General features: G+C 72.2%; 16 protein-coding genes, 1 pseudogene and 2 CRISPR repeat arrays. Of the genes and pseudogenes, 8 read left to right on the forward strand and 9 right to left on the reverse strand.

Features of this window, described 5'->3' with window-relative positions; genetic code table 11:
- Window positions 1–94 precede the first annotated feature (94 nt).
- From ACQ9ZG_RS19640 to ACQ9ZG_RS19655, 4 genes are all read left to right on the forward strand, one after another.
- Window positions 95–1,705, forward strand: coding sequence for a 4-coumarate--CoA ligase family protein (locus tag ACQ9ZG_RS19640; RefSeq protein WP_109916351.1), 1,611 nt, complete (start codon window positions 95–97; stop codon window positions 1,703–1,705).
- Entirely contained in the window at window positions 1,702–2,436 is a 735-nt protein-coding gene (locus ACQ9ZG_RS19645; protein ID WP_109916350.1) for an enoyl-CoA hydratase family protein, read from the forward strand. The genes ACQ9ZG_RS19640 and ACQ9ZG_RS19645 overlap by 4 nt, the downstream gene beginning before the upstream one ends.
- Window positions 2,424–3,032 (forward strand): TetR/AcrR family transcriptional regulator, encoded by a 609-nt coding sequence (locus tag ACQ9ZG_RS19650; protein ID WP_018490600.1) that lies wholly within the window; start codon window positions 2,424–2,426, stop codon window positions 3,030–3,032. Before ACQ9ZG_RS19645 ends, ACQ9ZG_RS19650 begins: the two co-directional genes overlap by 13 nt.
- A gap of 128 nt (window positions 3,033–3,160) precedes the next feature.
- Window positions 3,161–8,476 (forward strand): hypothetical protein, encoded by a 5,316-nt coding sequence (locus ACQ9ZG_RS19655; protein WP_499280960.1) that lies wholly within the window; start codon window positions 3,161–3,163, stop codon window positions 8,474–8,476.
- Window positions 8,477–8,825: 349 nt separating this feature from the next.
- On the opposite strand, the gene ACQ9ZG_RS19660 is transcribed toward ACQ9ZG_RS19655, so the two are convergent.
- On the reverse strand, window positions 8,826–9,902 hold the full coding sequence (locus tag ACQ9ZG_RS19660) for a MarR family transcriptional regulator (RefSeq protein ID WP_109916278.1): 1,077 nt from the start codon (window positions 9,900–9,902) through the stop codon (window positions 8,826–8,828).
- Window positions 9,903–10,109: 207 nt separating this feature from the next.
- Here ACQ9ZG_RS19660 and ACQ9ZG_RS19665 point away from each other — a divergent pair, with 207 nt between their 5' ends.
- Window positions 10,110–10,922 (forward strand): amidohydrolase family protein, encoded by an 813-nt coding sequence (locus ACQ9ZG_RS19665; protein WP_109914269.1) that lies wholly within the window; start codon window positions 10,110–10,112, stop codon window positions 10,920–10,922.
- Here ACQ9ZG_RS19665 and ACQ9ZG_RS19670 read toward each other — a convergent pair.
- Both ACQ9ZG_RS19670 and ACQ9ZG_RS19675 read right to left on the reverse strand, forming a co-directional pair.
- Window positions 10,912–11,762, reverse strand: a protein-coding gene (locus ACQ9ZG_RS19670) for an IS5 family transposase (RefSeq protein ID WP_375138249.1) whose coding sequence is annotated in 2 segments (ribosomal slippage) — window positions 10,912–11,438 and window positions 11,438–11,762 — 852 coding nt in all. Because the reading frame shifts where the segments join, the coding sequence is not laid out codon by codon here. The two genes, ACQ9ZG_RS19665 and ACQ9ZG_RS19670, sit on opposite strands and share 11 nt — an antisense overlap.
- Window positions 11,763–12,165: 403 nt before the next feature.
- A CRISPR array of direct repeats spans window positions 12,166–12,682; the repeat unit is 29 nt; unit sequence GGGACCACCCCCGCACGCGCGGGGACCAC.
- Between the two features lie 202 nt (window positions 12,683–12,884).
- Complete coding sequence (locus ACQ9ZG_RS19675; protein ID WP_109917067.1) at window positions 12,885–13,199, reverse strand: 4a-hydroxytetrahydrobiopterin dehydratase; 315 nt, start codon at window positions 13,197–13,199, stop codon at window positions 12,885–12,887.
- Between the two features lie 135 nt (window positions 13,200–13,334).
- Between ACQ9ZG_RS19675 and ACQ9ZG_RS19680 the strand changes: the two genes are divergently transcribed.
- A complete protein-coding gene (locus ACQ9ZG_RS19680) occupies window positions 13,335–13,976 on the forward strand; it encodes an HAD family hydrolase (protein ID WP_109917068.1) in 642 nt (213 codons plus the stop codon).
- Between the two features lie 123 nt (window positions 13,977–14,099).
- Here ACQ9ZG_RS19680 and ACQ9ZG_RS19685 read toward each other — a convergent pair whose 3' ends face one another.
- Window positions 14,100–14,687, reverse strand: a complete 588-nt coding sequence (locus ACQ9ZG_RS19685; protein WP_109917069.1) for an HD domain-containing protein — start codon at window positions 14,685–14,687, stop codon at window positions 14,100–14,102.
- Window positions 14,688–14,882: 195 nt separating this feature from the next.
- On the opposite strand from ACQ9ZG_RS19685, the gene ACQ9ZG_RS19690 reads away from it, so the two are divergent.
- The gene (locus ACQ9ZG_RS19690) at window positions 14,883–15,545 is read left to right on the forward strand and encodes an HAD family hydrolase (RefSeq protein ID WP_109917070.1); all 663 of its coding nucleotides are present in this window, start codon (window positions 14,883–14,885) and stop codon (window positions 15,543–15,545) included.
- On the opposite strand, the pseudogene ACQ9ZG_RS19695 reads toward ACQ9ZG_RS19690, so the two are convergent.
- From ACQ9ZG_RS19695 to ACQ9ZG_RS19710, 4 genes and pseudogenes are all read right to left on the reverse strand, one after another.
- Window positions 15,526–15,767 (reverse strand): annotated as a pseudogene (locus ACQ9ZG_RS19695) (hypothetical protein); the annotation flags it as partial. The gene ACQ9ZG_RS19690 and the pseudogene ACQ9ZG_RS19695 sit on opposite strands and share 20 nt — an antisense overlap.
- 131 nt (window positions 15,768–15,898) lie before the next feature.
- On the reverse strand, window positions 15,899–16,492 hold the full coding sequence (locus ACQ9ZG_RS19700) for a DM13 domain-containing protein (RefSeq protein ID WP_109917071.1): 594 nt from the start codon (window positions 16,490–16,492) through the stop codon (window positions 15,899–15,901).
- A gap of 241 nt (window positions 16,493–16,733) precedes the next feature.
- A complete protein-coding gene (locus ACQ9ZG_RS19705; protein WP_109917072.1) occupies window positions 16,734–17,066 on the reverse strand; it encodes an SCO4225 family membrane protein in 333 nt (110 codons plus the stop codon).
- 263 nt (window positions 17,067–17,329) lie between these two features.
- A complete protein-coding gene (locus ACQ9ZG_RS19710; RefSeq protein ID WP_109917073.1) occupies window positions 17,330–18,652 on the reverse strand; it encodes a cytochrome P450 in 1,323 nt (440 codons plus the stop codon).
- Between the two features lie 221 nt (window positions 18,653–18,873).
- Window positions 18,874–19,758: direct repeats of the CRISPR family, unit length 29 nt; unit sequence GGGACCACCCCCGCACGCGCGGGGACCAC.
- 265 nt (window positions 19,759–20,023) lie between these two features.
- Here ACQ9ZG_RS19710 and ACQ9ZG_RS19715 point away from each other — a divergent pair.
- Complete coding sequence (locus ACQ9ZG_RS19715; protein ID WP_109917077.1) at window positions 20,024–20,647, forward strand: SMI1/KNR4 family protein; 624 nt, start codon at window positions 20,024–20,026, stop codon at window positions 20,645–20,647.
- Window positions 20,648–20,676: 29 nt separating this feature from the next.
- Here the strand turns inward: ACQ9ZG_RS19715 and ACQ9ZG_RS19720 are convergent, their stop codons facing one another.
- Window positions 20,677–21,240 carry a VOC family protein gene (locus tag ACQ9ZG_RS19720; protein ID WP_109917074.1) on the reverse strand — a complete coding sequence of 188 codons (564 nt, stop codon included), beginning with the start codon at window positions 21,238–21,240 and terminating at the stop codon, window positions 20,677–20,679.
- Window positions 21,241–21,346 lie beyond the last annotated feature (106 nt).

A 21,346-nucleotide genomic window follows, 5' to 3' on the forward strand; every position in this document is an offset into this window, starting at 1 on the left:
ATTCTGGCTCTCCACACAACACCCGCACGGCGTCCCGCACCGCCCGCCCCCTCCCGGGCGGCGCGGGCCACCGCGACCACACAGGGGTACTGCCATGGTGTTCCGCAGCGAGTACGCAGACGTACCGGCCCTCGACACGCCCATCCACGAAGCGGTCCTCGGCGGGGCCGCGGAGTTCGGCGACACGGTCGCCCTGATCGACGGGGTGAACGGCACTTCCCTCACGTACGCCCAGCTCGACGGCTTCCACCGCCGCATCGCCGCCGCACTCGCGGAGGCCGGACTCCGGAAGGGCGACGTGCTCGCCCTGCACAGCCCGAACACCATCGCCTACCCGGCCGTCTTCTACGGGGCCACGCGCGCCGGCGCCTCGGTCACCACCGTCCACCCGCTGGCGACGCCCGAGGAGTTCGCCAAGCAGCTCGCCGACAGCGGGGCCAAGTGGATCGTGACCGTCTCGCCGCTCCTGGAGACGGCCCGCCGGGCGGCCGAACTGACGGGTGGCGTCCAGGAGATCTACGTCTGCGACCGGGCGCCGGCCTCGGAGGGCCACACCTCCATCCTGGACATGCTGGCCTCCACCGCCCCCGAACCGGCCGTCGCCATCGACCCCGGCGAGGACGTCGCCGCCCTCCCGTACAGCTCCGGCACGACCGGCACGCCCAAGGGCGTGATGCTCACGCACCGGTCGATCGGGACGAACCTGGAGCAGCTGAGGCCGTTCATCCCGATGGGGGAGGGGGAGCGCATCCTGGCGGTGCTCCCCTTCTTCCACATCTACGGGCTCACCGCCCTCATGAACGCCCCCCTCCGCTCCGGCTCCACGGTCGTCGTCCTGCCCCGCTTCGACCTGGCGCAGTTCCTGGCGGCCATCCAGACGCACCGCATCACCGGTCTGTACGTCGCCCCGCCGATCGTGCTGGCGCTGGCCAAGCACCCGCTGGTGGGGGAGTACGACCTGTCCTCGCTCCGCTACATCGTCAGCGCCGCCGCCCCGCTCGACGCCGAGCTGGCGGAGGCCTGTTCGTCCCGGCTGGGGCTGCCGCCGGTGCGGCAGGCGTACGGGATGACGGAGCTGTCGCCCGGCACGCACGTGGTGCCGCTCTCCGCGGAGCGGCCGCCGCCGGGCACCGTGGGCAGGCTGCTGCCGAACACGGAGATGCGGATCGTGTCGCTGGAGGACCCGGCGCGGGACGCGGAGCCGGGGACGGACGGCGAGATCCTGATCCGCGGCCCGCAGGTGATGAAGGGCTACCTGGGCCGCCCCGACGCCACCGCCGACATGATCGACGCGGACGGGTGGGTGCACACGGGGGACGTGGGCCGGGTGGACGAGGACGGCTGGCTGTACGTCGTCGACCGGGTCAAGGAGCTGATCAAGTACAAGGGGTACCAGGTCGCGCCCGCCGAGCTGGAGGCCCTGCTGCTCACCCATGAACAGGTGGCGGACGCGGCGGTGATCGGGGTGAACGACGCCGAGGGCAACGAGGTCCCGAAGGCGTTCCTGGTCCGGTCGCCGGGGGCGGCGGGGCTGACCGAGGACGACGTGCTGGCGTACGTCGCCGAGCGGGTCTCCCCGTACAAGAAGGTGCGGCGGGCCGAGTTCGTGGACGCGGTGCCCCGGGCGGCGTCCGGCAAGATCCTCCGGCGCGAGCTGCGCGACCGGGAGAAGACGAGTGGTTCGGGAATCGCGGAGGAACGGTGACGCTGATCGTACGGACCCAGGAGCGGGGCGTCGTCACGCTGACGCTCGACTCCCCGGCCAACCGCAACGCGCTCTCGGCGGAGCTGGTGGCGGAGGTGCGCGGGTCCCTCGCGGCCTGCGCCGCCGACGAGACCGTACGGGCGGTGGTGCTGGCCCACACCGGGTCGACGTTCTGCGCCGGGGCGGACCTGAAGGCGCCGCCGGACCCGGAGGCGTTCGTCGGGCTGATGCGGGACGTTGTGGCGCTGCCCAAACCGGTGGTGGCCCGGGTCGACGGGCACGTCCGGGCCGGTGGCCTGGGCCTGCTCGCCGCGTGCGACATCGCGGTGGCGGGCCCGGCATCGACGTTCGCGCTCACGGAGTCCCGGCTGGGGCTGGCCCCGGCGGTGATCTCCCTGACGCTGCTGCCCCGCATGGACCGCACGGCGGCGCACCGGTACTTCCTCACCGGGGAGCGGTTCGACGTGGCGGAGGCGGCGCGCATCGGCCTGGTGGCGGAGGCCGCCGAGGACGTGGACAAGGCGCTCGTCCCGGTCCTGGACGGGGTGCGCCGCGCGTCACCGCAGGGGCTGGCCGCATCGAAGGAGCTGGTCACGGCTACGGTGCTGAGGAGCTTCGACCAGTACGCCGAAGACCTCATCGCCCGCTCAGCGGAACTGTTCGCCTCCGACGAGGCGAGGGAGGGGATGACGGCCTTCCTCGAACGACGGGATCCGGTATGGGTGCGGTGACCTCTTCCTCCTCCACTCCCAAAGCGGTGCACGCGCCCAAGCAGGACCGCAGCCGGGCCACCCGGCAGCGGCTCCTGGAGGCGGCGGTGGCCTGCCTGGCCGAACACGGCTGGGCGGGCTCCACCGTCTCGGTGGTCGCCGAGCGGGCCGGGGTCTCGCGGGGCGCGGCCCAGCACCACTTCCCGACCCGGGAGGACCTGTTCACGGGGGCGGTGGAGTACGTGGCGGAGGAGCGCTCCGCCGCCCTGCGCGCGCTCCCCGTGCAGGGGCGCGCGGAGGTGGTCGCGGCGCTGGTGGACCTGTACACCGGGCCGTTGTTCCGGGCGGCGCTGCAGCTGTGGGTGGCGGCGTCGAACGAGGAGCAGCTGCGGCCGCGGGTGACGGAGCTGGAGGCGCGGGTGGGCCGTGAGACCCACCGGATCGCTGTCGAACTCCTGGGCGCCGACGAGTCGCGCCCCGGCGCCCGCGAGACGGTCCAGGGCCTGCTGGACATGGCCCGCGGCCTGGGCCTGGCCAACCTCCTCACCGACGACACCGCCCGGCGCGCGCGGGTGGTGGCGCAGTGGGCGGCGCTGGTGGAGGAGGGGCTGGGGTGAGGCCCGCCGGATCCGCGACGGACGCCCGGATGTACGGCAGTTGACGTACGGATGTGGAGTCGGCGGCGAACGGCCGCAGGGCCCGCCGATCGGGCGCCGGGGGCCGTACCGCTGGCTACGTTGACGCTGTGCGGAGACGGCAGGGGTCGGGGAGCGGCGGCGGAAGCGGCGGCTCGGGGGCGAGCACGGGTGCGCGGGCGCGGGGCGGGCCCGAGGAGACCGCCGCGCGGACGCCCCGGGAGTCTCCCCTGCCGCGTACGGACGGCGGCGGCCCGGAGGCCCTCGGCAGCGCCCCGGCCGTCCTCGGCGGCGGACCGGGTTTCCTCGGCGGTGGCCCCGGCGTCCTCGGCGGCGGTCCGCGCAGCCTGTCGGGGATGCAGCGGACGCTGGGGAACGCGGCCACCGCACGGGCGGTCGGGCGCGGGAAGCGGCCCGCCCTCCGGCCGAGCCCTCCGGCGATCGACGAGCGGGCGGAGCAGGGGCTCGTCCTGCCGCCGTACCTGATGGACCTGGAGGCGGGCGGTCTGTCGACGGCGTACGGGCTGACCGGGCACGAGTTCGTGCGCAGCGCGGTGGCGGCCGTGGTCGGGCACGGCGGCGGCACGGTGGCGGGGATCGCGGCCGAACTGGCGGGCCGGCCCGAGTCGTTCTTCGGCCGGGGGCGGGCGTTCGCGGTGGAGGCCGGTCCCGGGGGCGGCTCCGGGGGCGGTTCCGCGGGCGGGCAGGGCGGGGAGGGCGCCCGGGGCGGCGGGGGCTACGACGTCACGGTCTCCATCGCACCCGCCCCCGACGACCGGCCGCCCACGTTCCACCCCGCCGCCGGCCTCGGCACGGCCCCGCCGGACCCGGGCGGGGCGCCGCTCGCCGCCCTGGACGACCCGGAGGGCAAGGAGACCAAGGTCGACGTCCAGCACAACACCGGTGCGACGGCGGCCCGTTCGGTGGGGAACTCGGCGAGCAGGGGCGTGGGCGGTACGGCGTTCGGGCTCGCCCCGGTCGCGCCGGGGCTGTGGCTGGGCGGCGCGGCGACGGGGAACGTCCAGCCCTGGCAGTCCTCGCGGGACTCCCGCTCCCAGCGCGGGGTGGCCGAACCACGGGTGCTGCGCAGCGACAAGGGGTCGGTGGAGGTCGCGCGCCGGGTGGTGTACGTCGTACGGGTGTGGCCCCAGGCGGGCGGGGACGAGCAGGTGTTCCGGGGCTCGGGAGGGCTGACCCAGCGGGTGCCCACCGAGCACCTGGTCCCGGCGGGGACCGGGGCGCCGGCCCGCCCGGAGCCGGTGGACGCGGGCCTCGCGCGGCGGGTGGCGCTGGCCGACTCCCTCGCCCCGGTGGGCGTCTTCGACGCGGCCGGACCGCACCAGGGCGGCGGCGGGCTGTTCGACGCGGTCGCCTCGGTCCTGCACCCCTCGCTGACCGCGCCGGGCTCCCCCGGCCGCGCCCGGCTCTACGAGGCGACGGCGACCCCGACCGTGCTGGAGGACCTGCCCCGGCTGCTGGGCGGCGACGGTGTGACAGGGGACGACCTCTACTCCAAGGACGGCAGCAGCGCGGGCAGTTACCGCATGCGCGCCGCCGTCACCGGCCTGGCCCCGGCCTGGTCGACCGGGAGGACCCAGCTCCGTACCCACCAGCAGGCCCAGCACACCGCGACCGAGTCGGCGGGCAAGGGCCGCGCGGTCGCGGGCGGGATCGGCCCGGCGGCCGGGGTCGGGGCGGCGGCGAACGCGGCGGTGGTGCGCGCCACGGCGATGCCGGTCGCGGCGGCCCGCAAGGCCCGGTTCAGCGTGAACGAGCAGACCGTCTCCAGCCGCCAGGGGGCGGAGGTGCGGGGCGAGAAGGTGCTGTACACGGGGACGGTCCGGTTCACGGTGGAGGGCACGGGCCCCCGGTCGATGCGGATGATCCGCCACCCCGGGGCGCGGGTGGCCACGCATGCGATGCGGGTGTGGATCAGCCTGCGGGCCGACGAGGCACAGGAGTTGGGCCTGCCGCTGCCGCCGGGGGTGACGGCGGGGCACTTCATCCGGCCACCGCGACCGGGGGCGGCGCCGACGTCGGCGGCGGGGGGCGAGGGCGAGGCATCGACATCGCCATCGGCTGCGGCCGAGGCCGGGGTCGGGTCCGGGTCCGGGTCCGGGTCCGAACGCCACCTCCCCTTCGGTGCGATGGGATCGAGCGTGACGCTGGGCCGCCTCGACACGGCGCCCATGATGAAGGCGGTAAGGGAACTGTTCGCCACCGACCCCCGGCTGACCGGCTACCTCCCCGCCTTCGGTACGACACCACCCGCGGCCGGCCTCAGCCAGGAGGAGGCGGCGGCGCAGCGCGCGAACCACCGCGAACTGACGACGGCGCTCTCGGAGGCCAACCTCCGCGTGAACAAGGACCAGTTGCTGTCTACGGGGATCAGGGTCCGGCTGCGCCGCAAGACGGCGATGCACTCCCATGACGTGCAGCTGCGGGTCCACGGGACCATGGGCGAGGCCGGCCACCTGGGCGACATCGACGACTGGCTGGTCCGTGCCCATGCCGGAGTGGCGTCCAACGCGCAGAGCGGGCGCAGCAGTTCGCGCTCCATCGGCGGCATGGTCCTGGCCCAGGCGCGGCTGATCCCGGGCGCGCTCACCGGCTCGGCCCGCTACGAGCGGACGACGTCGGGCACCCGCCGCAACCAGGCCGGCCCCACCACCCGTACGGACGTTCTCACCAACGGCTCGGAGAAGGCGGCCGCGTTCGGGGCGGCGCTGCGGCTGAACGTGGACGTCACGATGACCTCACGGCCGCGCAAGATGACCCGCGCGCTGACCCCGGGCACCCCGGGCAGGGACGTACCGGAGGCGAAGCTGCTGTCCGGCCTGCACCTGGAGGAACAGGACGTACGCCTCCTCACTCCGACGGAGTTCACGGTAGGGGCGGAGGAGAAACGCCGCCTGGACGCGGGCGCGGGCCGGGCGCCCGGCGCGGAACGGGCGACGGCGGCCACGGGCATAGGCGACCTGGCAGGTGCGGCACCGACCGCACCCACCGGCCAACGCCTCGTACAGGACTGGCAGTTGGTGGAGACGGTGGGCGACGGCCGGCCGATCCGCGACCTGGCCCTGAGCCTGCTGTCCCGGGCCGCCGCCCGGGGAGAGGCAGGCCGCCGGGACCCGGCCCTGACCACGGAGGGCCTGGCGCCCCGGCTGGCGGTGGAGGAGCGGTTCAGCCCGCGGGCGATCACGGCGTCGCTGCGGCAGGCGGCCTCGTCGGGCTGGGTGGTGAAGAACCTGCGCTACCCCCGCCGCCTGGCAGCGCTGAACGGGGCGGTGGGCACCCGACTGGCCCTGTCCTCGCCCCAGTTGGTGCACGAGGCGGCGGGCCCCGGCACGGAGACCTTCGTCCTGGGCGGCCACCAGGCGGGCGGACAGCAGGGCGGGGGCACCTCCACCACGGTGCAGGCCGGGGCCACCCTCGTACAGAACGGCGCGGACTGGCGGGTGGGCGAGGGACTGTCGGCGTACGGGTCGACGGGCACGGGCGACAGCGAGGCGGCCACGGTCGCGGGCACGGTCGAGCGCAACGCCCACACCCCGAAGAAGGCGCCGCTCTACCTCGTACGGTGCGATCTCCTGGTCACGATGGTCGCGGAGGTCAAGGTCACAGGCGGCGGCCCGTACGTGGCGAGCGCGGCACGGACCCTGCCGGGCGCGGCGGCGGTGTGGCTGACGGCGGCGCAGCTGCGGGCGGCGGGGGTGGACCTGCCGAGGTCGGCACGTAGGACGCTGAAGATGGACGAGACACCGGCGGCGGCCACGACGACGAGCGCGGTCGCGGTCTCCGGGGCCGGACCCGGGACCAGGTCCGGGGTCGGATCCGGGCCCGGGGAGGCATCGGGCGGCGGCTCCCGCCCCCGGCCGACGCTGTCCCGAGGGCTCCCCCTGGGCTTCGGCATGATCGAGGACGTACCCGACTTCGTCCCCCTCCTGTCCGGCCTGCGCACCACCCTGGCGCTCACGGGCCGCCAGGACCTGGCGGACGAACTCCTGCCCCGGCAGCAGCTGCGGGACCGCAACGACAACGTGCAGCGCCTGCTCCGGGTGCTGGACCGCGACGGCTCCACCGGCCTGCTGGCGAGCGCCATGGACGGCGGGGTCACGGTGGAGCTGCTGGACGGCCGCAGGACCCCGTACTGGGCGGTGTTCAAGGTGGACCGGGTGGGCGACGGCGTCTGGGACGGCGAGGCGGACGACGGCCGGGACATGGAGTACATCACCTCGGCGGTCGCCCAGCAGTCCACCGCCCACGACGAGGGGGAGTCGGCGGGCGTGCAGGGCGTCCTCGCGGCCTCCGGCAGACCGGACGGCGGCAAGGGCCAGGTGAAGAGCACCGGCGCAGCGGCGGGCCTGGGACTGGCCAAGAGCTCCGGCCGCCGCCGCGGAGGCGCGACCAGGGGCCAACTCGGCATGAAGACGGTGGCGGAGGCGAAGACGGCCAAGGCGGCCCGCATGAGGGTACCGGTCGTGCCGTCCCTGGAGCTCCACCGGGGCGACCGCAGACTGGCCGTGGCAGGCCTGGGCCGTACGACGCTGGTCCACCGCATCCTGGAGGCCGACCTCAAGGCCCTCTCCCGTGTGACCACCCCCCGCCGCCCCGCCGCCCACCCCCGCCCCGACGCCCCCCAGGGAAGCAACGCCGCCCTGGGCGCCTGGCGCGCGAGCGGGGCGCCCCTCCCGATGGAGGCCCAGGTGAACGGCTTCCAGGGCGCGCCGCGCGTACGCGACCTGGTCTCACGCACCGTCCAGGCGGCGGGCGGCAACCCCCGCTTCCGCGAGAAGGGCCAGGCCGCCGCGTACACCCTGGGCGAGGCGGTCTCCACGGAGTGGCTGATCGCCGCCCTCCCCCTCCTCACCCAGGCCGGCGCCGACCTCCCCCCGGTCCACGCGACCGGCGCGAAGGGCCAGGACCTCCAGGCCTCCGTCCACGCCCGGTTGAGAGCCGGCCGGATCCTCGGGGCGGGGGAGAAGATGACGTTCGAAACGGTCGCCCAGAGCGACCTGACCGCCCCCCGCCCCACCCAGACCGACGCCCAGTCCGCAGCCGAGAAGAGCCGCCAGGCCCGAGGCCTCCTCGGCGCCGGAGTCCTCAACGCCGACGAGTTCCGCCTCAACCAACTGATGGCCAACGGGGGCGGCTCGGGCTCGGCCACCGGCGCATCGGCGAGCGGAGCGGGCTCGATGCCCCTGCACAAGCCGAAGTTCGCCTCGGTGCTGGTCCAGTTCACCCTGGACGTCCGGGTGGTGGCACGGGTGACGGACCGGGTGCGTTCATCGCGTACGGCGGTCGCCGAACGCGAACTGACGCTCCCGCAGCCGGTGGTGGTGCGGATGCCACTGCCGGTGGCCCGTCGGTTGCTGGCCGCGCATCCGGAGGCGGTGGCGGATTCGCGGGGGGAGTTGGGGGTGTGAGGGGGCTGGTGGGCCGATAGCCCGGCGTGGGCGGGGACCACAAACAGGCCCCGGCTATGGTCAGCTGGCCATCGGGATCACCCCCGCACGCGCGGGGACCGCAGCAGGATGGTGGCGTTGTCCGCGTAGACCTGGGGACCACCCCCGCACGCGCGGGGACCACCGTTCGTGACCTGCGGGTTTATCCGGCCGGGGTGCTGTTTTTACTTACTTCTTGAGAAACGGACATTTTCCCCACCGTACGGGCCGTTGCTGGTCGGTTGCTCGTCTGTCAAAGGCAATTCTGCCTCTCGGCTGCCGAGACCGTCCCTCGTTTCCCTGAGGCCAAGCAGCACGGTGAGCGTCTGGTTCAGACGGGCTTGAGGAGGTTGCGGAGGTTGGCCATCTGGGTCTTGATGTCGGGTGGCGTGGTCAGGGCGGGTGGCGGGTTCTCGGGGCTGGTGTCGCGGGTTTGGCGGCAGGGGCGGCAGAGGCCGTCGGGGAGGGCTTCGGGTGGGCCAGGGGTGCCGCATTCCGTGCATTCGACCAGGACGCGGGCGGCGGGAGTGGCCGGGGTGGGGCGGGCGGTCTGCGGGGGCAGGTTCGGGGGGAGCTTGGTGGTCAGGCGGCGGCGGAGGAACCCGACGGGGGAGTTGATCTCGGCCGGGAGGCCCGCGGTGAGGGCGGAGGTCAGGTAGTCCACCGTGACGCCCCTCGCCAGCCACTCCGCCGCCCGGGGCTCCAGGGCCGCGCAGTCGTCCGCCGACAGGGCCAGGCGGTGGTCCGCACGGCCCAGGCGCGCCAAGGCGATATACGCGGGGGACGGACCGGGCTCGGCCGCCGGAGGCGTGACTGCCCTTCTGGCAAAGGCGGAAGAGGGCTGGGGCGCCGTGCCCGTCGGGGGTGTGCTGCGTTGCTGCGGTACGGAGGGGGACTCGGGGTGTCGGCGGATACCAGCGCCTACTGTTGCGGGCCGCGACGGCTCCTCCGTGCGTGCCGACGGAGGCGGTACAGCTACGTCAGTGATTGCAGCCTGGGTGGTCGCGGTTTCGGTGGCCAGGAAGGTGTTCCACCATTCGTTGTCCCGTGCGGTGCGGGACCAGAAGGTGCGGAAGACCCACCTCGTCTCCTCGCCTGCGCCGACGGGGCACCGTACGCGTCGTAGATGGCCCGCCACCGACAGGGCCGTCAGGGCTGTGGAGATGGCCTGCTGGCCGTAGAGCGGGAGCTGCTTGGCCAGTTGCTTCACGCTCATCGACGCGCCCTCGGGTAGGTGGTCGACGAACCCGGCCACGTACCGCTCACGCGTCGGCAGTAAGGAGAAATCCTGCGCGCCACGGGGAAGTTGGTCCGGCGCTGAGCGCTTTCCGTAGCCCGGATTCGCCATGGGGTACGCGTCGGAAAGTGCGGGAGGTTGCAGGGCAGAGCTAATGTGCTGGGTAGCCACGGGATCGTCCTTCTTCGTTAGCGATCTTGCGGTCAGACCCCGGCCTGGTGCTTCCTACACCTGTCGGGGTCGCTTAGGGCCTGTCTCTTTGATCTCTGAGGCGGGGGCTGGTCGGGGGTGGCACGCACCGGCTAGGGTCACGGTAAGCGTTCGCTTAGCCGCCCTTCGGTAGGACCAGCGGCGTCGCGAGAGAGGTAGGGACGCCCGATGCCGGTCATCGATGCGTGGATGCAGCACCCCACGCTCCGTCACTCCAACCACGAGATGTTCGAGTCGCTGCGTCGGTGGACAGGAAGGGGCCTGCTGGAGGAACCGTTGCCGGTCAAGGTCACGGTGGCGGCGATGACGGCGGCGGATGTGGAGATCGGGCTTTCGGCGGCCTGGTACGGGCCCCAGGGGCCATTGATCAGCAACGATGAAGTGGCCGAGTTCGTCGCCGAGTCCGGGGGACGACTGTGCGGGGTGGCTGGCGCGGATCTCACCCGGCCGGTCCAGGCCGTACGGGAACTGCGCCGGGCCGTGGAAGAGCTCGGTTTCGTGGCACTTCGGATCGTGCCCTGGCTGTGGCAACTCCCGCCCACAGACCGGCTCTACTACCCGCTGTACGCGGCCTGCGTGGACCTCGGTATCCCGTTCTGCACGCAGGTCGGCCACACCGGCCCACTGCGCCCTTCCGAGACCGGCCGCCCCATTCCTTACATCGATCAGGTCGCGCTCGACTTCCCCGAGCTGACCATCGTGTGCGGGCACATCGGCTACCCGTGGACCACGGAGATGATCGCGGTGGCCGACAAGCACGCCAACGTGCACATCGACACCAGCGCCTACACCGCCCGCCGCTACCCGCGCGAGCTGGTCGACTACCTGCGCGGCCGGGGCCGCAGGAAGGTGCTTTTCGGCACCAACTACCCCATGATCACCCCCGGCCAGGCACTGGAACACCTCGGCGAACTGGGCCTGGACGAGGAAACCACCGAGCTGTTCCTGTCCGGCAACGCACGACGGATCTTCAGGGTCTGACAGCGCCGGGGCGGCGCCGAGCCCACATGAGGATCGCCGCGAGATGAAGCGCAGCCCGATAGGCGAGAGCAAGCTTGTCGGTCCGCATGGCAAGGCCGCGCCACTGCTTGAATCGGTTGATGCATCGCTCGACCGTATTGCGCTCCTTGTACGCCTCAACGTCGAAGCCCGGAGGGCGGCCTCCGGTGCGCCCTCGCCGGAGGCGGTGTCGGATCTGGTCGGCGGGCTGCGGGATGACCGCTCGGATCCCGCGGCGGCGCAGATGCCCCCGGATGGCACGGGAGGAGTAAGCACGGTCCGCGAGGACAACTTCCGGACGGGTTCTGGGTCGCCCCGGCCCAGTTCGCGGGACACGGATCCTCGCCATGACCGCTGCGAATGCGGGCGCGTCTCCCGCCTGGCCTGCGGTGACGTGCAGGGCCAGAGGACGTGCCTGGCTGTCACTGGCCAGATGGACCTTTGTGCTCAAGCCGCCGCGGGAACGTCCAAGCGCGTGATCGTTGGGTTCGGACCGGCCAGGCGCCCCCTTTTCCTGGCCCCGGCGGCATGCTGGTGGGCCCGGCAGACGGTAGAGTCCACCGCCACTGTCCAGCCAACCTCGTCGGCCACGTCCGCGTCGGCGAGGAGTGCTGCGAAGATCCGTTCCCAGGTGCCGTCCACGGCCCACCTGACCAGGCGCTTATGCGCGGTCTTGAACGAGCCGAGCTCACTGGGCAGGTCCCTCCACGGCGAGCATGTGCGGTACTTCCACGCGATGGCCTCCAGGGTCCGGCGATGATCGGCCCAACGCCGTCCACGAAGCGGATCGGCTGGCATCAGCGGCTCGATCCGGTCCCACATCGCGTCGGTGATCACTAGACGGATAGACACATCCGTTCAACAGTCCGTCACATCAAAGAGACACGCTCTAGTTCTCGAACCGTAAGCACTCGTGACACTCCGCCGCAAGCCGCCACCATTAGTCATACTTCCCCAGCTGTGACCTGGGTGGGGTGGGCGGGAGGTTTTCCCAAACCCCCTCTCTTACCTACCGGTTAAAGAAGGCGCTCGAATCCCGGGCCTCGTGTCCCGACGCCCGGGTCTCGGAGCCCAAGCTTCGGGCCACGCCCGTACCCATACACGAGAAAGAGTGAACGGACCGGCCTCGAAGCCCGAGGCTCGGTACCCAAGAGACGGGCAAGGCAGGGATCCCCCGCGTGCGCAGGGACCACGGGTGCCGGAAGGTAAGGATCGTCATCGCCCCGGGGCCACCCCCGCACGCGCGGGGACCACGCGTCTCGTGCAGCGCGTTGGTTCGAGCGACAGGGACCACCCCCGCACGCGCGGGGACCACAAGGACATGTTCCCGGTCGAGTTTCGGGTCCCGGGACCACCCCCGCACGCGCGGGGACCACTGGGACATCGTCCCGTCGTTGACGGCGGAGGCGGGACCACCCCCGCACGCGCGGGGACCACAGTCGCGCAGCGCGGGAGGAAGCGGCTTGGCGGGGACCACCCCCGCACGCGCGGGGACCACTACGCGTACGCCCCGACGACGACATCGCCACCGGGACCACCCCCGCACGCGCGGGGACCACCCGGACCCGTCCAGCACGATGTCCACACCGAGGGGACCACCCCCGCACGCGCGGGGACCACAAGCTGAAGTTGTTCCACTTCCAGATCACGTAGGGACCATCCCCGCACGCGCGGGGACCACGAGCTACGCCGCGAGGTCGCGGTCGCGCTGCTGGGACCACCCCCGCACGCGCGGGGACCACAGTTCGTGACCTGCAGCTTTATGTCGCCGAGGGGCTGTTTTTACTTACTTCCAGAGGAACGGACATATCTTCCCTTGTCGTAGGTGGTCCAAGAGTGAACACAGCGAACGGGCTCCTTACTCGGCTGCACCCCCACAGTGCCGCGTCTCCACCGCCGAAGGGCCGTTCACCAAACGCTGCGGTTGCAACCCGGGCGCCCTGATCAAGAGTTGTGCGCCTGTGCCTCGTGTGCCGCCGCGATGCGGTCGATCCGGGCGGCCAGGTCGAAGTCGGCGGTGGTGAGACGGTGTCCGGCGTCGTGTGTCGTGATGCGGAACCGTACGTGGTCCCAGCGCAGGTCGATGTCCGCGTGGTGGCCGATGAGTCTTTCGATGTCCGCGACGTTCACGATCATGGCGACGCCGCCGTGGTAGCGGATCGCGAACGTGCGAGTGATCGTGTCGCCATCACGCTCCCAGCCCGGCAACTCAACGATTCGCAAGGCGATTTCTTCATCCGGCAGCGGATCTCCGGCCATCGTCAGAACCTCTCTGTGCTCAGGGAGGGGCAGGAACCCCGCAGCGTCACGGCCGACTCGGGCATCGTGCCACGGGCCGCGCTCATGGAAGAAGAGGCCGTGGCACCATCGGGCGCCCGCCCCTAGGCTCGTCAGGTGAAGACGTTCGTGTTCGACGTGGGGGAGACCCTCGTGCGCGACGACCGGTACTGGGCTTCCTGGGCCGAGTGGCTGGGCGTTCCCGGACACACACTGTCCGCTCTGGTCGGGGCCGTAACCGCTCAAGGGCTCGACAACGCCGAGGCGTTGAAGCTCGTGAGGCCGGGGATCGACATTTCGGCCGAGTACGCCGCGCGCGAGGCAGCCGGCCGGGGTGAGCATCTCGACGAAGGGGACCTGTACGAGGATGTCCGGCCCGCGCTCGCGAGGCTGCGCCGGGGCGGGATGCGTGTGATCGTCGCCGGTAACCAGACGGTACGTGCGGGTGAACTGCTCCGGGCCCTGGACCTGCCCGCCGATCTCGTGGCGACTTCCGGGGAGTGGGGCTGCGCCAAGCCTTCCCCGGACTTCTTCGCGAGGGTCCTCGAAGTGTCCGGTGCCTCTGCGAGGGACACCGTGTACGTCGGGGACCATCCCGCGAACGACGCATTCCCTGCAGCCCGGGCGGGGTTGCGTACCGTGCATCTCCGACGTGGCCCCTGGGGGCACCTGTGGGCGAGCGACGCGCAGGTGCGAGAAGCGGCTGACTGGGTGATCGACTCCCTTACCGATCTGATCGCGATCGCGGGGAGCGGCTAGCTCGCCGCCACACCAGGGTTGCGCGGGGCCGAGGCCGGTCGCGGGTGTGCCGAGGCCCCTGCCCCCGGTTGCCGGTGCCCCTGCTCCCGGTTGCCGGTGCCCCTCTGAGGGGCTGCACTGCGGCTAGCTCTGCTTCTCCTCTCCCAGCGCCGCGCGCAGCCAATCGATGCTGCCCTGCGCCAGCAGCTCGTCCGCCAGGCGGTTCGCGGTCCCGGTGGTGAGGCGCCTCCGGCTGTTGTCGATCCAGCGCTGGGCGTTCTCGTAGCCCTGGGCCTTGTACTCGATGCCCTGGAGCAGGCACTCCAGCTTGTCCGCGTCGCGGGCGCAGATCGCTTCCGGTGACTCCTTGGCCTCGTACTCCGCGACCAGTTCGCGGACCGCCGAGGCGAGGACTTCGGGCATGCCTGCCGTCTGGTCGGCGGTCACTTCCTGCGGGTCGCCGGCGGGGGCGTACCTCTTGCCGAGGTGGTTCACATCTCCGGTCCGGCTCTCCTGCGTGTCGTGCCACACGGCGAGGTAGGCGGCCCGGGCGGGGTCGGCGCCTTCCAGCTTGGCGATGATCGTGGCGATCAGGGCCGTACGCCACGAGTGTTCGGCAACGCTCTCGGGGTCCCGGACCCCGGCCATCCACCACCCGGTACGCCGGGCGTGCTTGAGCGTGCCCGCCTCGTACAGGAAGCGGCCCACTGCGGACAGGTCGTCACCGGCCACGAGTTGCTCCTCTCACGCCTCGGTGGGAGAGGCGGATCGTCTACCTGCTCTCCCCCTGTGCTCGGCCATTCAACATCGCCGGAGCGTTGCCCACGCTCCCTTCGCGGTTGCTCGGACGGGCCGGGGGTGTGGGTTCACCGAGGGCATGTGGGGCCGCCTTCGCATGGCCACTCGGTCGGCCCTTACGATCTCGGCATGATTCGTGCAGTGGTGTTCGACGTCGGTGAGTGCCTGGTGGACGAGACCCGCGAGTACGGCACCTGGGCGGACTGGCTCGGGGTCCCCCGCCATACCTTTGCCGCGCAGTTCGGCGCGGTGATCGCCCAGGGGAGGGACTACCGCGAGACGTTCCAGGTCTTCCGCCCCGGCTTCGATCTCTACGCCGAGCGAGAGGCACGGGCCGCCGCCGGGCAGCCGGAGCACTTCGACGAGTCGGACCTGTACCCCGACGTACGCGACTCCCTGGCGGCGTTGCGTGCGGACGGCCTGTGGCTCGGTATCGCGGGTAACCAGACCATCCGGGCGGGCGGCATCCTGAGGGGCCTGTTCGCCCAGGATGTCGACCTGATCGGCACATCGGACGACTGGGGCGCGTCGAAACCCGACCCCGAGTTCTTCGTGCGCGTGGGCGAGGTCGTCCCGGCCGAGCCCGAAGAGATTCTCTACGTCGGTGACCGCGTCGACAACGACGTGCGGCCGGCTGTCGCGGCGGGCATGCACACGGCGCTCGTGCACCGCGGTCCATGGGCCACGATCCAGTGGGAGACGGAGGAGGCGAGGAGGCTCCCCACCTTCCGGGTGGAGAGCCTCCTCGAACTGTCGCCGTCGGTCATGCGGTTCAACGAGCGAGAGCGCTGACGGTCGTCGACCAGTCGTAGAGCCGTTCGTCCAGGCCCTTGACGCATTTCTCGTGCTGATGGGCGACCAGAGCTTGCCGAACTGGCCTTCGCCGGTGGCAACTATGGTCTCGCCGTGGTCGATGAGGTGCAGGGCTGTGCTGGTGTGGCCCGCCCGTGTCTCGCATTCGGCTTCTACAGCATCGAGCCACGCCAGCAGCAAGGGCGGGAGCGGGGCGCGGCGGGGAACGCGGCCTGGAGAGTGGGCCGGTGGCGGGTGGCTGTGATGCGGTGGGCGGGTGACGGAGGACCGTGATGCGGTGGGAGGGTGGGCCGGTCCGCTCCGTATCGACGGGACCGCCCGGCGGGTCGGCCTCAGGCGGCGGCGGTCAGTTCGGCCGCTCCGAAGGAGACGTTGAAGCGCGCGCACCAGATGCTCACGCTGGTGAGCCGGTTCAGATCGATCTCGTCCGGCAGAGCGTAGTTCTGGTCGCCCTTGTTGCCCTTCAGCGCGCCGAGGCTCTGGTACGCGCCGTCGTCGAAGACGTGCCAGCCCGCTCGCCCTTCCTTGACCGGGGCGTCGGTGATCCACACCTCCAGCTTGGGGCCATTGCTGGTGTCCAGGTTCTCCAGGCGCAGTGTCCGTGAGCCGTCCGGCAGGACCACCACCTTCACCGTGCCGGTCGTGCGGTGCTCGTGGCTGATCAGCTTGCCGGTCGCCAGAGTCGTCGGCCCGGTCGGTGCCGACGACGAAGGGGCGCCGGGAGCGGGGGGAGCGGTCTGCGGCGGGGCGGTGGGCACGGCGAGTTCCTCCCGTACCGTCTCGTCCTGCCACAGCTTCCAGGGCTGGAACCAGTACAGTCCCGCGGTCGCCACCAGGGCGAAGGCGATCACCGCGCCGGTGAGCACCGGAGCACTCCAGCGCCGTCGCTTCCGCGGGGCGCGGGCCGTCGGGTCGGGCTTGGCCATGGTTCCTCTTCTTCTTCGTTCTGCCGGAAGGGTGTTGGCGCCGTCGGAGGACTCCTCGGAGGGCGTGGAGGTGGGGAAGCCACCCTGAGGACGAACGGGAGGCGGCGGGCTCCGGGTTCCCGCAAGGGCATGCCGACGGGTCGGCCAGGAACGAGCGGATCGGTCGCCCGGTCGGTGGCCGGGCGACGCGAGGATGCTCCCCACCGTCCGGGTGGGGAGCATCGTCGACGGAACCGGAGGGTCAGGCTCCGATGGGGCCGTTCGCCGTGCCGTGGGAGCGCCGCTCGGTGGCGTAGCGGTACATGGCACCGAGGGCGAAGGCCTGGACGAGCGCGCCGATCGGGATCCCCACCAGGGCCACGGGGCCCTCGAAGGGGATCATCAGCGACATCGGCGCGGTGACCAGTACGGCCCACACCCCGGCGAAGCTGGCATCTCCGGAGGAGGCCGCGAAGGAGGCGTCCACGGCGACCCAGAGGCACACCGCGAGCACGACGCCGAGGTAGCCCAGGGCCAGCGGGTTCACCAGGTAGTGGCGGAAGGTCTGCGGCAGCGAGCGAGAGGTCTTGGCCATGAGTCGGCTCCCTGGGAGAGGGTCGGTGGGTCCGGTGCGGTGGTCGTTCTGTCGACGACGTGAACTCTGCCGCCCGCCGGGGCCCGCCACATGAGTTGTCCTACTCACGTCCGTATCCGTGAACCGACCTGCTGTGCCTACGTCTTGGGTTCGCCTCTCGGGTCCGGGTCGGCCGTGTGCCGGTCCGGGGGAGGCTCCGCCGGGGGCCGCCGGGGCGGGGCGGCCTGCTCATCGCGCGATGTCCCGGGAGAGGCAGCCGAGGCTCAGCGGGGCGCGGCGACCATGGTCAACCCCTTGGGCATGGGGGTGAGTTCCAGGCTCACGCGGACGGTTCCGCCCGGCGGTGCCGTACGGAGCGTCCGTGAGCGGACCAGACTCGCCAGCGCGACCGGCACCATGATCTCGGAGGCCGCGGCACCGGGGCAGTAGCGGGGGCCGAGGCCGTAGGGGAACAGGGCGGCGGGCGAGAGCGGGGGCCGGGCCCCGGGCGCCCAGCGCAGCGGGTCGAACTCCTCCGGCCGTGCGTACCGCGCGGGGTCGCGGCGCAGCGCGCCCAGGGGCAGGGTCACCAGGGCACCGGCGGGTACCGGCTGTTCGCCCACGTACGTCTCCTGACGGGGGCGGCGCACCAGGAACGGGATGCCGTGCAGCCGGGTGACCTCGGAGACGAATCCTGCGGTACGGGGCAGCAGACGGGGCTGTACGGCCCCGGGTGGGGAGTCGGCGCCCAGGACGGCGTCGGCCTCGGCCCGGATGGCGGTCTGGTGGTCGGGGTGCCGGTCCAACTCGTAGCAGGCCCAGGCGAAGGTCGAAGCCGTGGCCTCGATGCCGGCGAACAGCAGCGCACGTACGTCGTGCAGCGCCGCGTCCGGGCGGTCGTCGGGAGAGCGCTTGAGCAGGGAGACGACGTCATTTCCGTCCGCGTCCGGCCGGTGGCGTACGTACACCTCCCGGGCGGCCTCGTCCAGCGTCGCCAACGCCCGGCGGAAGGCGCGCCGCCGGGGCGTGGGCACCCAGGGCCACGGCGACAGCGCGTACCTCCAGAACACCCCTGCGGACAGCACGGAACGCGCCCGCGCCAGCCTGGTCAGCGCGTCCGGGGAGATGGCGCTGTTCAGGACGGTCTCGATGACGAGTCCCGCCACCAGACGGCTCATCTCGAAGGGGATGTCGAGCGGGCGGTCGGTGGGGAGGTCCGCGATCAGGCGTTCGGCACTGTCCCGTACGGACGGTCCCAGAGCCGTCAGGCGGGGTGCCGCGAGCGCCGGCTTCATCAGCGCGCGCCGGTCGCGGTGGGGCTGCCCCTCGGCCCCGGCGAAACCGTTCCCGGTGAAGTCCCGGAGGCACGGGTCCGCGCTCCAGGCCTGGAAGTTGTCCTCCCCGCAGCCGATCTTCCTGAGCAGCGAAGGGTCGTTGACCTGGAAGGCGACCGCCGGTCCGGCCTTCGTCCGGGCGACGGGGCCCGCCTGGCCGAGGCGCACCGCGATGTTCGCCGGATCGAGCCAGAACCGCAGCGTACGGGAGTGCGCGACGCGAGGCTCCTCCCGTGATGCCGGACATCCCCCGGGGCCGCCCTCTTCGATCATGATTCCCAAGCCTCCTGGGCTCCGCGGGCGTCGACCACCCATGTCTCTCGCCTCTCGCGACAACGAGTCGGACGATGACGGCGTTACGTGTGCTGGGTGCTGGGTGCTGGGTGCTGGGTGCTGGGTGCTCTGGCCGTGGGCGGCGCGGAGGCATGGCAGGCGTCAGCCGACGCCCGATGACTTCATTCGGGTACGGCGGGGCCTGTGGGCCTGTGAGCTTCTGGACTATCCCTGTACGCGCGGGGACCACGGCGACGGCCCCGGCACCTACAGCGGCCTGGAGGGACCACCCCCGCACGCGCGGGGACCACGACGCGACGGCGACGGCGCAGGCGAGGAACGTGGGACCACCCCCGCACGCGCGGGGACCACGGCGGCAGCAGGCCGTTAACCTCGCCCGGGGTGGGACCACCCCCGCACGCGCGGGGACCACTCGAGGGCGAGCCGACCGGCACCCACGTGGGAGGGACCACCCCCGCACGCGCGGGGACCACTCGAGGGCGAGCCGACCGGCACCCACGTGGGAGGGACCACCCCCGCACGCGCGGGGACCACCACAGGACGATGCCGATCCTGTAGAGCCAGCCGGGACCACCCCCGCACGCGCGGGGACCACTCAAGCATCGTTCTGCCCAGCGGGCACATGTGGGGACCACCCCCGCACGCGCGGGGACCACTGATGCCGAACTAGCCCAGGCCCGGCACTCGATCGGGACCACCCCCGCACGCGCGGGGACCACGTACCGATCGCCGGGGGCTGCTGGGCGGTCGCGGGACCACCCCCGCACGCGCGGGGACCACGGCTGGATTCTGACAACAGCCGGCGGACATACGGGACCACCCCCGCACGCGCGGGGACCACTGGCGTACGCGTCGGCCAAGGGGTGGACGTCGGGGACCACCCCCGCACGCGCGGGGACCACGCTAACCGTACGTCCGGCGTCCGGGCCTCTCGGGGACCACCCCCGCACGCGCGGGGACCACTCGGCATCCGACACCTCCTTGTGCCAACAGGAGGGACCACCCCCGCACGCGCGGGGACCACAAACTCCCCGCCCTCCGTTATTACGACTGCACGGGACCACCCCCGCACGCGCGGGGACCACAGTTCGTGACCTGCGGGTCTATGCGGCTGAGGGGCTGTTTTTGCTTACTTCTTGAGAAACGGACATATCTCTCCGGTCTTGGGAAGAGCCCTGCCTTCAGCCGAATACGTCAGGAGTGATTCTGCCCTTCCCCGGTGCTGCGCGTGGCACCGGAGCGCCAACCGCGTCCAGTTGGCGTGGTTCCCTCGGCTGGTGGTTGTGCTGGCGTCCGATGGCCGGTGCGCGGACCCGGACGCCGAGGGTGTTGTCAGAGGGGCCTGCGAGCATGGGGCGTGTGGATGAGACAACCAAGCCTGAAGACAGTGAAGTTACCGACGTCCTGACCACACCTGAGGAGTGGCGTCGCTTTCTGGAGCGGTACGACGAGCGGTACATGAGGAGCGAGGCCTCCGACCAGGAGCTCGTCGATCTGCTGGACGAGGACCAGCTGGATCTGCTGGAGGAGGAAGGGCGGCTGGAGCAGTGGCTCGGCGAAGCGCCCGCGCGGGAGGAGGAGTTGGCGGCGGCGGAGGAACGGCTCGGGGTGCGGTTCCCTCCGAGTCTCCGGGGGTTCTTCCTGGCCAGCAACGGGTGGAAGCGGGTGAAGGGGTGGGCGGACCTGGTCCAGCCGTGCGGTGAGGTCGCGTGGATGCGGGACAGCGAAGCCGGCCCCGGCCTGATAGAGATCTACGGAGAGGACCCGGACAACGACGACTACGTGCAGCTGTTCCGCCGGTCCGTCGAAGTGGCCGCCGGGGAGGACTTCTGGCTGCTCGATCCGACCGACGCCGGGCCGGACGGCGAGTGGGCCGCCTACCTGTTCGCGCCGAAGTACGGCGATCTCCAGGAGTTCTCCAGCTTCTCCGAGCTGTTCCACGACGGGTACGAGGACATGGAGGACGACGAGTAGGGGCGGTCCGGGGCGGGACCGGGAGCCCGTCAGACGGGGACGCCGTCCCCGGGGCCCCACTCCGGCTCCTCCGTCGCCTCCCGCCGGTCCGGTGTGACCGCTTCCGCCACCAGCGGATCCTGCGTCCTGATGTCCCGGGCCTGCTCGGCCACCCACTCGGGGCTGATCGCCGGGGTGTCGCCCGGGACCCGGTCGCGTACGAACAGGCAGAACGGGTGGCCCGCCGGGTCGAACAGCACCCGTACGTCGTGCTGGGGCTGGAACTCCGCCGGTGTCGCGCCCTCCGCCACCGCGTGGGCCACCCCCGCCTCCAGGTCCGTCACCTCGAAGTCCAGGTGCAGCATCATCAGCTGGCCGCCGTCCGCGCCCAGGGGGGCGGGCCAGGTCGGGGGCGTGTACGCCTTCTCCGTCTGGAAGCCCAGGCCCGGGCCCCCGCCGGGCGGGAGCAGCTTCACCCAGTCGGGCTCCTGCTGCACCGGCTCCCACCCCAGGAGGCGGCGGTAGAAGTCCGCCAGCTCCGCCGCGTCCGGGGCGTCGAGCACCGTGCTGGAGAGGGTCAGGGACGGGCGCGGCGGGCGCGGGGCGGTGGTCACAGCGGCCTCCTCGGGTCGGAGATGTGCCGGTACGCGTACCCCGTAACGGCACGCTCACCGCCCGTCCGGCCGATGAGCGGATCTCACCCGCCCCACCTGAGGCACG

It is taken from the genome of Streptomyces araujoniae (assembly GCF_050871195.1).
In the GTDB taxonomy this organism is placed as follows: domain Bacteria; phylum Actinomycetota; class Actinomycetes; order Streptomycetales; family Streptomycetaceae; genus Streptomyces; species Streptomyces bacillaris.